13 protein-coding genes are annotated in these 13,703 nt (G+C 71.9%); 2 read left to right on the top strand and 11 right to left on the bottom strand.

Annotated elements, in window-relative coordinates:
- Positions 1 to 16: 16 nt before the first annotated feature.
- The 9 genes from ACFY1J_RS02465 to hrcA all read right to left on the bottom strand — a co-directional run bounded on the left by ACFY1J_RS02465 (position 17) and on the right by hrcA (position 10,034).
- Complete coding sequence (locus tag ACFY1J_RS02465; RefSeq protein ID WP_390730447.1) at positions 17 to 922, bottom strand: ribonuclease Z; 906 nt, start codon at positions 920 to 922, stop codon at positions 17 to 19.
- A gap of 6 nt (positions 923 to 928) precedes the next feature.
- Positions 929 to 1,282 (bottom strand): histidine triad nucleotide-binding protein, encoded by a 354-nt coding sequence (locus ACFY1J_RS02460; RefSeq protein WP_390706518.1) that lies wholly within the window; start codon positions 1,280 to 1,282, stop codon positions 929 to 931.
- 89 nt (positions 1,283 to 1,371) lie between these two features.
- Positions 1,372 to 4,518 carry a S41 family peptidase gene (locus ACFY1J_RS02455; RefSeq protein WP_390706519.1) on the bottom strand — a complete coding sequence of 1,049 codons (3,147 nt, stop codon included), beginning with the start codon at positions 4,516 to 4,518 and terminating at the stop codon, positions 1,372 to 1,374.
- Between the two features lie 153 nt (positions 4,519 to 4,671).
- Positions 4,672 to 5,235: a hypothetical protein gene (locus ACFY1J_RS02450; protein WP_390706520.1), complete on the bottom strand. Its 564-nt coding sequence runs from the start codon at positions 5,233 to 5,235 to the stop codon at positions 4,672 to 4,674.
- 313 nt (positions 5,236 to 5,548) lie between these two features.
- Positions 5,549 to 5,941, bottom strand: coding sequence for a VOC family protein (locus tag ACFY1J_RS02445; protein WP_390730446.1), 393 nt, complete (start codon positions 5,939 to 5,941; stop codon positions 5,549 to 5,551).
- Between the two features lie 17 nt (positions 5,942 to 5,958).
- Positions 5,959 to 6,708 (bottom strand): 16S rRNA (uracil(1498)-N(3))-methyltransferase, encoded by a 750-nt coding sequence (locus ACFY1J_RS02440; protein ID WP_390706522.1) that lies wholly within the window; start codon positions 6,706 to 6,708, stop codon positions 5,959 to 5,961.
- Positions 6,705 to 7,781: a nitronate monooxygenase gene (locus ACFY1J_RS02435; protein WP_390730445.1), complete on the bottom strand. Its 1,077-nt coding sequence runs from the start codon at positions 7,779 to 7,781 to the stop codon at positions 6,705 to 6,707. Before ACFY1J_RS02435 ends, ACFY1J_RS02440 begins: the two co-directional genes overlap by 4 nt.
- Positions 7,782 to 7,880: 99 nt before the next feature.
- Positions 7,881 to 9,017 carry a molecular chaperone DnaJ gene (dnaJ, locus tag ACFY1J_RS02430; protein WP_390706524.1) on the bottom strand — a complete coding sequence of 379 codons (1,137 nt, stop codon included), beginning with the start codon at positions 9,015 to 9,017 and terminating at the stop codon, positions 7,881 to 7,883.
- Positions 9,018 to 10,034, bottom strand: a complete 1,017-nt coding sequence (gene hrcA / locus ACFY1J_RS02425) for a heat-inducible transcriptional repressor HrcA (protein ID WP_390706525.1) — start codon at positions 10,032 to 10,034, stop codon at positions 9,018 to 9,020.
- A gap of 165 nt (positions 10,035 to 10,199) precedes the next feature.
- On the opposite strand from hrcA, the gene ACFY1J_RS02420 reads away from it, so the two are divergent.
- Complete coding sequence (locus tag ACFY1J_RS02420; RefSeq protein ID WP_390730444.1) at positions 10,200 to 10,922, top strand: MBL fold metallo-hydrolase; 723 nt, start codon at positions 10,200 to 10,202, stop codon at positions 10,920 to 10,922.
- 34 nt (positions 10,923 to 10,956) lie between these two features.
- Positions 10,957 to 11,766, top strand: a complete 810-nt coding sequence (locus ACFY1J_RS02415; RefSeq protein WP_390706527.1) for a DUF3097 domain-containing protein — start codon at positions 10,957 to 10,959, stop codon at positions 11,764 to 11,766.
- Here the strand turns inward: ACFY1J_RS02415 and ACFY1J_RS02410 are convergent.
- On the bottom strand, positions 11,744 to 12,334 hold the full coding sequence (locus ACFY1J_RS02410) for a Uma2 family endonuclease (RefSeq protein ID WP_390706528.1): 591 nt from the start codon (positions 12,332 to 12,334) through the stop codon (positions 11,744 to 11,746). The genes ACFY1J_RS02415 and ACFY1J_RS02410 overlap by 23 nt on opposite strands.
- 103 nt (positions 12,335 to 12,437) lie before the next feature.
- Positions 12,438 to 13,670, bottom strand: a complete 1,233-nt coding sequence (gene hemW, locus ACFY1J_RS02405) for a radical SAM family heme chaperone HemW (protein WP_390706529.1) — start codon at positions 13,668 to 13,670, stop codon at positions 12,438 to 12,440.
- Positions 13,671 to 13,703 lie beyond the last annotated feature (33 nt).

Raw genomic sequence — 13,703 nt, 5'->3', positions numbered from 1 at the left:
GCATCGTAAGCGGGATCTATCGGCGCTTCGGGACCGGCACTCGCAGAAGATCGTGCGCCACCGTCAGCTCGCCCTCGAACCCGGCCGCCCGCGCCTGCCGCTCGAACTCCTCCGGTTCGGAGTAGCGCTGGCTGAAGTGGGTGAGCACGAGGTGCCGCACACCCGCGGCCCGGGCCACGCCCGCCGCCTGGCCGGCCGTCAGATGGCCGTGCTCGACGGCGAGTTCCAGGTCCTCGTCGAGGAAGGTGGACTCGATGACGAGCATGTCGCAGCCCTCGGCGAGCGCATGCACCCCGTCGCACAGCCTCGTGTCCATGACGAACGCGAACCGCTGCCCGCGCCGCACCTCGCTGACCTCGTCGAGGCGCACACTCCCGAGGACGCCCTCGCGCTGGATCCGGCCGACGTCCGGCCCCTTGATCCCGTGCTCGGCGAGCTTCTCGGGCAGGATGCGGCGGCCGTCGGGCTCGATGAGCCGGTAGCCGTAGGACTCGACGGGATGGGACAGCTTCCGGGCCTGAAGCGTGTACGACGGGGTCACCGCGAGTTGCCCGTCGGCGTCCACCGGCGCCTCGGTGAGCTCGACCGTCTCCCGGTAGGCGGTCGCGTACCGCAGCCGGGTGAAGAAGCGCTGCCCGGAGCGCGGGTAGTGGGCGGTGACCGGGTGCGGCACCTTGTCGAGGTTGATCCGCTGGATGACACCGGCCAGGCCCAGCGAGTGGTCCCCGTGGAAGTGGGTGACGCAGATCCGGTTCAGGTCGTGCGCGGCGACCCCGGCACGCAGCATCTGGCGCTGCGTGCCCTCGCCGGGGTCGAACAGGATGCCCTCACCGTCCCAGCGCAGCAGATAGCCGTTGTGGTTGCGGTGCCGGGTCGGGACCTGGCTGGCGGTGCCGAGGACCACCAATTCACGTACGGACACGGTGACTTATCCGGGGGGCCAGTGCATGCCGCGGCCGCCGAGGACGTGCGCGTGGGCGTGCCAGACGGTCTGGCCCGCACCGCTGCCCGTGTTGAAGACGACGCGGTAGCTCTCCAGTTTGTCCTCGTCGGCGACCACCTGGGCCTCGCGCAGTATGTCCGCGGCGATGGCCGGTTCGGCCGCGGCGAGCTCGGCCGCGTTCTTGTAGTGCACCCTGGGGATCACCAGGACGTGGGTGGGTGCCTGGGGGTTGATGTCCCGGAAGGCGACGGTCGTCTCCGTCTCACGGACGATCGTCGCCGGGATGTGCCCTTCGACGATCTTGCAGAACAGGCAGTCGTCCTGCGGCTCCCCTGCCATGCGGTTCCCTCCGGGGTTCGGTGGTCGCGGTACCGGGGGGCATCGTATCGTCGCGGGCCGACGGGTCGTCCGTGGCCTCGCGCGCGGCCTCAGCCGGGCAGGCCCGGCGGAGTCCTGGCCGGGCGCTCCTCCAGTCCCGCCAGCGCCAGGCGGATCGCCTCGTCCAGCTGAGGGTCCCTGCCCGCCGCCCAGTCCTGCGGCCGCTGGACCACCTCCACGTCCGGGTCCACCCCGTGGTTCTCCACTCCCCAGCCGTAACCCTCCAGCCAGAACGCGTACTTGGGCTGGGTGATCAGCGTGCCGTCGACCAGGTGGTAGCGGCTGTCGATGCCGATCACGCCGCCCCAGGTGCGGGTGCCGACCACCGGGCCGATGCCGAGGGCGCGGATCGCCGCGTTGACGATGTCGCCGTCGGAGCCGGAGAACTCGTTGGCGACGGCGACGACCGGTCCCCGGGGCGCGTCCTGGGGGTAGCTGTAGGGCCGCAGGCCGCGCGGCAGGACCCAGCCGACGATCCGCCGGGCCAGCTTCTCCACCACGAGCTGGGAGGTGTGGCCGCCCCGGTTCTCCCGGACGTCGACGACGAGTCCCTCGCGGGCCACCTCGACGCGCAGGTCACGGTGGATCTGGGCCCAGCCGGGGGCCTGCATGTCGGGCACGTGCAGATAGCCGAGCCGGCCCCCGGAGCGCTCGTGGACGTAGGCGCGCCGGCCGGTGACCCAGTCGTGGTAGCGCAGCGGCTCCTCGTCGGCGATGGGGACCACGACCGCGTGCCGCAGATCGCCGCCGCCCGACGGCGAGATGGTGAGCTCGACCGGCTGTCCCGCCGTACCGACCAGCAGCGGCCCCGGCCCGGTCACCGGGTCGACCGGGTGGCCGGCGACGGCGACGACCGCGTCCCCGGCGCGCACGGCGACGCCGGGTGCGGCGAGCGGGGAGTGGGCCTCGGGGTCGGAGGTCTCCGAGGGCAGGATCCGGTCGATGCGCCAACTGCCGTCCGGATGCCGGGAGATGTCGGCGCCGAGCAGGCCCTGCCGGGCCCCGTCGCCGTATCCGCCGCGCGGCTGGACGTACGCGTGCGAGGTGCCGAGTTCGCCCTGCACCTCCCACAGCAGGTCGACGAGGTCGTCGTGGGTGGCGATACGGCCGAGCAGCGGGCGGTAGCGGTCGAGGACGCCGTCCCAGTCCACCCCGCTCAGATCGGGCCGCCAGAAGTGGTCGCGCATGATGCGCCCGGCCTCGTCGTACATCTGGCGCCACTCCGCGGCCGGGTCGACGCTCTGCCGTACCCGGGCGAGGTCGACCGTGACGCTGGTGTCGCCGTCGTCGTCGTGGGCGGCGCGCCGGTCGCTGGGTACGACCCGGAGCCGGCCGTCGCTCCACAGCAGGACGCGCTTGCCGTCGCCGCTCACCTCGAAGTGGTCGGCGTCGGCGGCGAGATGCTCGATGCGCCGCTGGGCGAGGTCGTAGCGCTCCAGCTCGGTCTTGGGCTCGGGGGCGTCGGGGGTGGCCCGGGAGGCGCCCAGGACGCCCTGCACCGGGTGGCGCAGCCACAGCACGCCGTCCTTGGCCGCGCGCAGATTGGAGTAGCGGGCGGCCTCGACCGGGAAGGGGACGACCCGTTCGGCGAGTCCTTCGAGGTCGACGCGGGTGGTCGGGGTGCCCTCGCTGTCGGGGGTCTCGTCCTTGTCGGGCGTCTCGAAGGGGCGGCCGTGCCGCTGCGGGCCGAACGGGGACGGTGTGGTCGCGGCGAGGGTGATCAGGTGGGGGCGGTCGCCGACGACGAAGGCCAGGTCGAAGACGTGCTCGTCGTAGACCGGGTCGAAGGAGCGGTTGGACAGGAAGGCGAGGTGCTTGCCGTCGAGGGTGAAGGCGGGGGCGTAGTCCTGGAAGCGCAGCGGGGTCGCCTCGGTGACCGACAGGTCGGTGGTGTGGGCGAGCTTGAGCTGGGACAGGGGGCGCGGGCCGGGGTGCGACCAGGCGAGCCAGGCCGAGTCGGGCGAGAAGGCCAGCCCGGACACCTCGCCGTCGGCGCTGCGGTCGACCTCGCGCACCTCGCCGGTCTCCCGTTCGACGAGCAGCAGTCGCCCGTCGTGCGCGGCGACGGCGGCCCGGCTGCCGTCGGGCGCCATGGCCAGCTCCAGGACCCGGCCGAGCTGTCCCGCGGCGAGCCGTCTGGGGATCGCGCCGGGCGCGAGTCCGGTCGCCGGGGCGAACTCCAGGGCGTCGTCGCCCTCGGCGTCGGTCACCCACACCACCCATTCCTCGCCGTCGGCGCGGAAGGCGCGCGGCAGCCGGGCCCGTACGCCGGGCTTGGCCGCCAGCGCGCGGGCGGGACCGGAGCGGTGGGTGATCCAGTGGATCGCGCCGCGCACGGAGACGGCGCTGCCGCGCGCGCCGTGGTCGGGGGACGCGGCCCCGAACCAGCGGGACGCGTCCACCGGGTACGGCTGCAGGTCGACGCGCGGCCCGCCCAGCCGTACGTCCAGCCTGCGTGGCTCGGCGCTCTCCAGGTCGTCGAGCAGCCACAGTTCACCGGCGCTGGAGTAGACGACCCGGCTGCCGTCGGTGGCGGCGTGCCGGGCGTAGAAGCCGTCGAGCGGGGTGTGCCGCCGCAGCCCGGAGCCGTCGGCGAGGGAGGAGTACAGCGCACCGGTGCCCTCGTGGTCGGACAGGAACGCGATCCGGTCCCCCACCCACAAGGGGTACTCCAGGTTCCCGTCGAGCTCCTCGTGCAGCCGTGCGAACTCGCCCGTGCCCTCCGCGTCGATCCACAACTTGCCCGCCGTACCGCCCCGGTACCGCTTCCACCAGGCGGCCTCGCGGCCCATCGGCGCGGACAGCAGCACGGTGCGCGGCCCGAAGGCGACGTCGCCGACGGGCCCGTACGGCAGGGCGGTGGCCGGTCCGCCGTCGAGCGGGACGGCGTGCGCCCAGGAGCGGCGCAGGCTGGACTGGCCGTGGGTGGTGAGCGCGAGGACCTGTCCGTCGGGGGTCCAGCCGCGCACCTGGGTCCGCCAACTGCCCCAGTGCGTGAGCCGCTTGGCGGGACCGCCGGTGACCGGGGCGATATGTGCCTCGGGGGCGCCGTCCCGGGTCGAGGTCCAGGCGACGGTCGTACCGTCGGGCGAGATACGCGGATGGGACACCGGCACGTTGTCGGCGCCGACGCGCCACGCCCGGCCGCCGTCGAGGGGCGCGAGCCAGACGTCGTCCTCGGCGGTGAAGGCGACCAAGTCGCCGTGCAGGTGGGGAAATCGGAGATACGCAGACGAAGGTGCCGATCCTGCCGATCCTGTCGATCGTGTCGAACCCGCCGAACCCGTCGATGTGGACTCAGTCACCCGATCACCATATGCAGCGGGCGGAGTCGGTGAATCCCTTTCCGATCACTTGCCCTCGACGGGCCAGCAGGTCGGGTCGCCCTTGCACCAGATGGTCCGGGTGACGGTGACGGTGGGACCGGGCTGCTGTCCGCCCGAGGGCCGGTAGGTGACGGGCGGGGTGTAGGTCGGTCCGGGCCTGGCGTTGCAGTTGCCGAGTCCCTTGACATGGAACCACTCCTTGCCGCCGACCTTGGCGACGAGGTCTCCGCGCACGCACGCGCCGTCGACGGCCTTGGTGACCTTGCCGGTGACGGTGATCTTCCGTCCGTCTTTCGTCTGCCCCTGGCAGTCGACGGAGACGACGGTGGACTCGCTGGGCGAGGGCGTCTTCCCGGGCGTGTAGCCCTGGTTGCCGTAGTTGCCCGTGCAGGTGAGCCAGCGCACGTCGACGTGCTGCCGTTCCAGCTCCGCGGTCGCGGTCCTGTCGGTGGTGTACGCCACCGACGCCGTGCTCAGATCACCCGGCTGGCAGGCCACGGCTCCGCCCACAGCCACCACCGCGAGCCCTGCCACGGCCACCACCCGCGTCCCGCGCGGCCGACGCCAAATCCTCCTCAATGCCCCCATGGAGGGCAGCCTCCCACCGACACCGGCGCTACGGAAGAGCACAAACGGCCACTCAAGTGTTCGCGCACGCCACCGTCGAGTGGCATTCGGCTCGCCCAACCTGAGCGGATGCGCAGCGATGCCCACGCGGATCGTCTTCCGGGCGGGCGAGGGGCGTATTGGCGCTCGGGATGCGTGGCCGAAGCCGGCGGCGACCCGCTCAATCTGCACGAACCCGGTGTCGTACGCGCCTTCGTCGACGAGGCCCGGCGGCGTGGGGCGCTGCCGGGCCCCGCGGAGCTGGACGGCTGGGAGCTGTACGCCGCCGTGGCGGTCAGCCGCGCAGCAGCAGCCACTCCTGGAGTTCCACCAGGTTGCCCTCCGGGTCCTTGAGGTGGGCGACGCGCATGCGGTCGGTCATGGGGGCGGGGCCGTGGATCAGGACGGCTCCGCGGGAGGTGATGTCGGCGCAGTAGGCGTCGAGGTCGTCGACGCGCAGGACCACCATGGAGCGGTGACCGGTGGCCGTCTCGCCCAGTTCGCCCAGCACCGAGGCCATCATCGAGCGGTCCTGCAGTGCGATCCCGGCGGAGCCGGAGTGCGGGCTGAACTTCTCGTACGGGCCCCCGGTCGCGCCGGACTGCGGCTTGAGGCCGAGGACTTCGGCGTAGAAGCGGTAGCAGGCGGCGAAGTCGGTGACGAGCAGCCGGACCTGTGCGAGTTCCACGGTGTCTCCCCCTGGTGTCAGGACCAGCGGCCGGTACGGCCCAGCAGGAGGGCCGCCGCGGCGGTCCCGGCGGTCGATGTACGCAGCACGGTACGCCCCAGGACGTACGCTTTGGCGCCCGCCTCCTCGAAGAGCGCCAACTCCTCCCGGGAGACGCCCCCTTCGGGCCCCACGACCAGCACGATCTCGCCCTCGGCGGGGAGTTCGGCGGTGGCGAGCGGTGCACTGCGGTGCTCGAAGTCGGAGTGGAGCACGGCGGCGAAGTCGGCTTTGGCGAGAAGTGCGGCAACCTGCTTGGTCGTCGCCGCGTCCGCGACCTCGGGGAAGCGGACCCGGCGGGACTGCTTGCCGGCCTCACGGGCGGTGGCCCGCCACTTGCCGAGCGCCTTGAGCCCGCGCTCGCCCCTCCACTGGGTGATGCAGCGGGCGGCCTGCCACGGCACGATCGCGTCGACGCCGACCTCGGTCATGGTCTCGACGGCGACCTCACCACGGTCGCCCTTGGGCAGGGCCTGGACGACGGTGATCCGGGGCGAGTCCGCCGGCTCCTCGTCCACGGTGCTCATATGGACGATCAGCCGGTCCTTGCCCTCGGTGCCGACCACCTCGCACACCGCGTAGCGTCCGGCGCCGTCGGTGAGGACGACCTCCTCGCCGGGCTGGAGCCGCTTCACGGAGACCGCGTGCCGTCCCTCGGGGCCGTCGAGGACGTACTGCCCGCCGCCGCCCGCGCGGAAGTGCTCGACGACGAAGACCGGTGCCGTCATCGCGCCTCACCCCTGGTCGACAACGCTGTCTCGGCCGCGGCGAGTTCGGCCGCCAGTGCCTCCACCAGCTGCCCGGCCGGCAGGTCCCGGGCCATCCGGTGCCCCTGGCCCGCCCACAGCGCCATGCCCTGCGCGTCACCGGCCTTGGCGGCCGCCTTGCGCAGCGGCGAGGTCAGATGGTGGACCTCCGGGTAGGCGGCGGGGGCATACGGCCCGTGCTCGCGCATGAAGCGGTTGACCAGGCCGCGGGCCGGTCGGCCGGAGAACGCGCGGGTCAGCTCCGTATGGGCGAAGAGCGGGCTGGTCAGCGCCCGCTTGTGCAGGGCGTTCGCACCGGACTCGGGGGTCGCGAGGAACGCGGTGCCGAGCTGGGCCGCGCTCGCGCCCGCCGCGAGGGCGGCGGCGATCTGACCGCCGCGCATGATGCCGCCGGCCGCGACGATCGGGAGGTCCACGGTCTCGCGGATCTGCGCGACGAGGGAGAGCAGTCCGATGCCCGCGCAGTCGCTCTCCGGGATGTCGCGGTGGGTGCCCTGGTGTCCGCCGGCCTCCACGCCCTGCGCGATCACCGCGTCGGCGCCGGCCCGCTGCACGGCGAGGGCCTCCTCGGCGGTGGTCGCGGTGACCAGGGTGAGGGTGCCCGCGCGGCGGAAGGACTCCAGCACCTCACGGGTGGGGACGCCGAAGTGGAAGGAGACCACCGGCACCGGGTTGTCGAGGAGCACGGCGAGCTTGACGTCGTAGCCGTCGTCGCGGCCGCTGTCCGGGTCGCCGAGCTCGATCTCGTACCAGGCGGCCTCGCCGGCCAGCTGGTGGGCGTAGACCTCCACGGCCGACGGGTCGGCGTACTCCGGCTGCGGCATGAAGAGGTTCACGCCGAAGGGGCGGTTGGTGAGTCCGCGCAGCTGCTTGATCTCCTGGTACAGGCCGTCGGCGGTCTTGTATCCGGCGGCGAGGAATCCGAGACCGCCCGCATCGGACACGGCTGCCGCGAGCTGCGGGACGGAGATACCGCCCGCCATGGGGGCCTGCACGATCGGATGAGGGAAGAGATCGGTCAGTGCGGAGGACATGACGGCATGTTGTCACGTCCTCCGATCAAGTCCGAATCCGGCCTTCCCTTGGCATACGCCATTGGCATGCGGCCGGATCGGCGACCGTCGCCCGACCCGTCAGCGACCGTTGAAGGCATCCTTCAGCCGAGAGAACAGCCCCTGCTGCCCCGGCTGGAACTGGCCCTGGGGCCGTTCCTCGCCGCGCAGCTTGGCCAGCTCGCGCAGCAGGCGCTCCTGCTCGGGGTCCAGCTTGTTCGGGGTCTGGACCTCGACGTGGACCACGAGGTCGCCCCGGCCGCCGCCGCGCAGATGCGTGACGCCCCGGCCGTGCAGCGGGATCGACTGGCCGGACTGGGTGCCCGGGCGGATGTCGACCTCTTCGAGGCCGTCCAGGGTCTCCAGCGGGACCTTGGTGCCGAGCGCCGCCGCCGTCATCGGGAGCGTCACCGTGCAGTGCAGGTCGTCGCCGCGCCGCTGGAACATGGCGTGCGGCAGCTCGTGGATCTCGACGTACAGGTCACCGGCGGGACCGCCGCCGGGGCCGACCTCGCCCTCACCGGCGAGCTGGATGCGCGTGCCGTTGTCCACACCGGCCGGGATCTTGACCGTGAGGGTGCGGCGGGACCGCACGCGGCCGTCGCCGGCGCACTCCGGGCACGGGGTGGGCACCACGGTGCCGAAGCCCTGGCACTGGGGGCACGGGCGGGACGTCATGACCTGGCCCAGGAAGGACCGGGTCACCTGCGACACCTCACCGCGGCCGCGGCACATGTCACACGTCTGGGCGGTGGTGCCCGGCGCGGCGCCCTCACCGTTGCAGGTGTTGCAGACGACGGCCGTGTCGACCTGGATGTCCTTCGTCGTACCGAAGGCCGCTTCGTCCAGCTCGACCTCGATACGGATCATCGCGTCCTGGCCCCGGCGGGTACGCGAGCGCGGCCCGCGCTGCGACGCCGTACCGAAGAACGCGTCCATGATGTCGGAGAAGTTGCCGAAGCCACCGGCCCCGAAGCCGCCCGCACCGGCCCCGCCGGCCTGCGAGAGCGGGTCGCCGCCGAGGTCGTAGACCTGCTTCTTCTGCGGGTCCGACAGCACCTCGTAAGCGGCGTTGATCTCCTTGAACCGCTCCTGGGTCTTCGGATCCGGGTTCACGTCCGGGTGCAGCTCGCGCGCGAGCCGGCGGAAGGCCTTCTTGATCTCTTCCTGCGACGCGTCGCGACGCACGCCGAGAACGGCGTAGTAGTCCGTGGCCACTTACGACTCCGCCAGGATCTGTCCGACGTAACGTGCCACTGCGCGTACCGCTCCCATCGTTCCCGGGTAATCCATGCGGGTCGGTCCGACCACGCCGAGCTTGGCGACTGCCTCGCCGCCCGAACCGTAACCGACCGACACGACGGACGTGGAGTTGAGTCCCTCATGGGCGATCTCGTGCCCGATGCGCACGATCACACCCGGATCCTTGGCCTCGCCGAGGAGCTTGAGGAGCACGACCTGCTCCTCCAGTGCCTCCAGGACGGGCCGGATCGTGAGGGGAAAGTCATGTCCGAAGCGGGTCAGATTGGCGGTGCCGCCGATCATCAGTCGCTCCTCGTTCTCCTCGACGAGCGTCTCCAGCAGGGTGGAGAGCACCGTCGAGACCGTGCCTCGGTCCTCGACCTCGAAGGCGTCCGGCAGGTCCTCGACCAGCTGGGGCACGTCCGTGAAACGACGGCCCGCGACCCGGCTGTTCAGCCGCGCCCGCAGATCCGCCAGGGACGATTCCCCGAAGGGTGCCGGGCAGTCGACCATCCGCTGCTCGACCCGGCCGGTGTCCGTGATCAGCACGAGCATCACCCGCGCGGGCGCGAGCGACAGCAGCTCCACGTGCCGCACGGTCGACCGGGTCAGGGAGGGGTACTGCACGACGGCGACCTGCCGGGTGAGCTGGGCGAGCAGCCGGACCGTGCGTGCCACGACGTCGTCCAGGTCGACGGCGCCGTCGAGGAAGTTCTGGATCGCCCGCCGTTCGGGGGCGCTCATCGGCTTGACGCCGGCGAGTTTGTCGACGAACAGCCGATAGCCCTTGTCCGTCGGAATCCGCCCCGCGCTGGTGTGCGGCTGGGCGATGAAGCCCTCGTCCTCCAGGGCCGCCATGTCATTGCGGACGGTCGCCGGGGACACACCGAGGTTGTGCCGCTCGGTCAGCGCCTTGGAGCCGACCGGCTCCTCCGTGCCGACATAGTCCTGGACGATGGCGCGCAGCACTTGGAGCCTGCGTTCGCTCAGCATTCGCGCACACCTCCAGAAATGTCGTGATCTTGACGCTCTGCCTGGCACTCTGCTCGTCCGAGTGCCAGAGTTCCCCGGCCCAGTGTACGGCGGTGGGGTACGCCCCGGGCAAGGCCGGTCATGCGCCTTCGTGCCCGTGGTGGCCGTCACGGATAGCGTCGCCGTATGACGGTGACTTGGGAAGAGCTGGGGTGGGAGCGGGTGGCCGCCGGGGTGGGCAGGTGCCGACTGCCTGGCTGGGACTGCACGGCGGGGCTGGTTCTCGGTGAGGGTACGGCGCTGGTGGTGGACGCCGGGTCGAGCCTCGGGGAGGGCGCGTGGTTGCGCGCGCGGGCGCAGCAGCTCGCCGGTCACCGTGTGACCCATCTTGCGCTCACCCACCCCCACTTCGACCATGTCTTCGGTGCGGCGGCGTTCGCGGGCGCGGAGGTGTTCGCCGCGGTCGGCACGGACGCGGTGTTCGCGTACGAGCGGGAGGAACTGCGCCGGGACGCGATCCGCAACGGGCTGCCCGCCCGGGAGGCGGAGGAAGCGGCCGATGCCCTTGTCCTGCCCCGTCATCCGGTCTCCGGCGAGTGGACGCTGGACCTGAGCGGGGGCCGCCAGGTGCTGCTGGCGAACGTCGGACCGGGACACACCGCCCATGACCTGGCGGTCCTGGTTCCGGGCGACCCCGAGGTGGTGTTCTGCGGCGACCTCGTCGAGGAGTCCGGCGAGCCCCAGGCCGGCCCCGACGCCGTACCGTCGCGGTGGCCCGCGGCCCTCGACCGGCTGCTCGCCCTCGGCGGCGAGGACGCGCTGTACGTCCCCGGCCACGGAGCGGTGGTCGACGCGGGCTTCGTCCGACGGCAGCGCGACGAGCTGGCGGCGCGTTTCGGCGTGTCGTGAGCGGGGGTACGGCGGTTCTCCTATCGTCATCCGAATGCGCCAGTACTCGCCGGACCTGACCCCGCCCTGGAAGAAGCCCAAGCCGGTCCCGGAGGTCCCGGCGGACCCCGGTCTGGTGGTGGAGGAGCCCGGCACCGGCTTCTGCGGCGCGGTGATCCGCTGCGAGGCGGGCACGGTGACGCTGGAGGACCGCTTCGGCAAGCACCGGGTGTTCCCGCTGGAGCCGCGCGGCTTCCTGCTGGAGGGCAGGGTGGTGACGCTGGTGCGGCGTTCGACGGCGCCGGTACGTCCCACCCGTACCGCTTCCGGCTCGGTCGCCGTCCCCGGCGCACGCGCGCGTGTCGCCCGCGCCGGCCGCATCTACGTCGAGGGCCGGCACGACGCGGAGCTGGTCGAGAAGGTGTGGGGCGACGACCTGCGCATCGAGGGCGTGGTCGTGGAGTACCTGGAGGGCGTGGACGACCTGCCGTCGATCGTGGCGGACTTCGCCCCGGGCCCGGACGCGCGGCTGGGCGTTCTCGTGGACCACCTGGTGCCGGGTACGAAGGAGTGGCGGATCGCGGAGTCGGTGACGAGCGAGCACGCGCTGGTGGTGGGCCACCCGTACATCGACATCTGGGAGGCGGTGAAGCCGGCGTCCCTGGGCATCGCGGCCTGGCCGCGCATCCCGCACGGCCAGGACTGGAAGACGGGCGTGTGCCGGGCGCTGGGCTGGCCGGAGAACACGGGGGCGGCTTGGCAGGGGATTCTGTCGCGGGTGCGGTCCTACAAGGACCTGGAGCCGGAGTTGCTGGGGAGGGTGGAGGAGCTGATCGACTTCGTCACGGGTAGCGGTGGGGCCTGACGTTCTCGTACGTGGCGAATTCGCTGGTGTCCAGTTCGAGGCCGAGAGGCTCCAATGGCGTACGGTCGCCGAACTTGGTAATTCGCTGGCGTCGGTAGTCCGCGTCCTCTCCACGTCCCACGGGCTCGGTGAGCAGTACGCATTGGGCCATGACGGGGTCGATGATGAAATAGGCGGGGATTTTTGCCGCCGCGTAGATCGAACGCTTGACCCCATAGTCTCGGTCCACGCTCGTCTTGGAGACCACTTCCACCAGCAAGGTGATGACCTCGGACGGCATCAGCCTTCCATGCTCGGGCCCGACCCCTCGCTCGATTACCACAAGGTCGGGCTGTGGCTGGCTGGTTTCCTCGAGGATGGCGATGTCCTGTGTCTGGAGTCGACGCCAGTCTCGCCGGGGGACCTGGTCCTGGACCGCCTCCACAATGTCGTTGTGGGCCACATCTGGCCCCGCCATCATCACAATTACCCCCCGGAGGAGCTCGACTTTGAAGCCCTCGGGAACCTCAAGGTTCTCGAAGATCTTCACGATGCCGGTGGTCATCGGTCGGTCGTCCACAGCGGTCATCTCCGCAGCCCTCCGGTTTCCGCCACCGTTAATTACGGCGGCAGCCTACGAACCAGGTTAGGGACCGAACCGGCGTTCCGCAGTGATTCACCCCGCCGAGTGATCAGTCCACCAGGTCCCTGACCACCGCATCCGCCAGCAGCCTCCCCCGCAACGTCAGCACCGCCCGCCCCTCCCCGTACGGCCCCTCCTGCAGCAGCCCGTCCATCAGTGCCCGGCGCGAAGCCGCGAGGCCCTCCTCGCGCAGCAGCTCCAGCGGCACGCCCTCCCGCAGCCGCAGCTCCAGCAGGATCCGCTCCACCCGGCGGTCCTCGTCCGACAGGAGCTCCCGGCCCGCGCCCGGTGTCCGGCCCGACGCCAGGGCCGCCGCGTACGCCCCCGGGTGCTTCACGTTCCACCAGCGGACGCCTCCGACGTGGCTGTGGGCGCCCGGGCCCGCGCCCCACCAGTCGGCCCCCCGCCAGTACAGCTCGTTGTGCAGGCAGCGGCCCGATTCCGAGGTGGCCCAGTTGGACACCTCGTACCAGTCGAAGCCCGCCGCCGACAGGGCCTCCTCGGCGATCAGATAGCGGTCCGCGTGGACGTCGTCGTCCGTCATCGGGACCTCGCCCCGGCGGATGCGACGGGCCAGCTGCGTGCCCTCCTCGACGATCAGGGCGTAGGCGCTGACGTGGTCCGGCCCGGCGCCGATCGCCGCGTCCAGCGACGCCCGCCAGTCGTCGTCCGACTCGCCGGGTGTGCCGTAGATCAGGTCCATGTTCACATGCTCGAAGCCCACGGCTTTGGCCTCCGCCACGCAGGCCTCGGGGCGTCCGGGGGTGTGCGTCCGGTCGAGCACGCGCAGCACGTGCTGCTTCGCGCTCTGCATGCCGAAGGAGACGCGGTTGAAGCCGCCCGCGCGGAGCACGGCCAGATAGGCCGGGTCGACCGACTCCGGGTTCGCCTCCGTCGTGACCTCCGCGTCGGCCGCCAGACCGAACTCGTCGCGGATCGCCCCCAGCATCCGTACGAGGTCGTCCGCGGCCAGCAGCGTAGGCGTACCGCCCCCGACGAACACCGTGCGGACCGCGCGCGGGTCGTCGCCCAGCACCTTGCGGGCCAGGCGGATCTCGTCGATCAGCGTGTCCGCGTAGTTGTCGCGGGAGGCGAGGACGCCGCCCGTGCCACGCAGTTCGGTCGCGGTGTAGGTGTTGAAGTCGCAGTAGCCGCAGCGCGTCGCGCAGTACGGAACGTGCAGGTAGAAGCCGAGGGGCCGGTCGGCGGCCCCGGCGAGCGCGGACGCGGGCAGCGCACCGTCGGCGGGGACGGGCTCGCCGTCGGGGAGTGCGGAAGGCATGTCCTCCATTGTCCCGTACGACGACTGTCCCGT

It is taken from the genome of Streptomyces sp. NPDC001406, assembly GCF_042895285.1.
Taxonomy (GTDB): domain Bacteria; phylum Actinomycetota; class Actinomycetes; order Streptomycetales; family Streptomycetaceae; genus Streptomyces.
The sequence above is the reverse complement of the archived record's forward strand: the minus strand, read 5'-3'. Positions and strand labels throughout refer to the sequence as shown.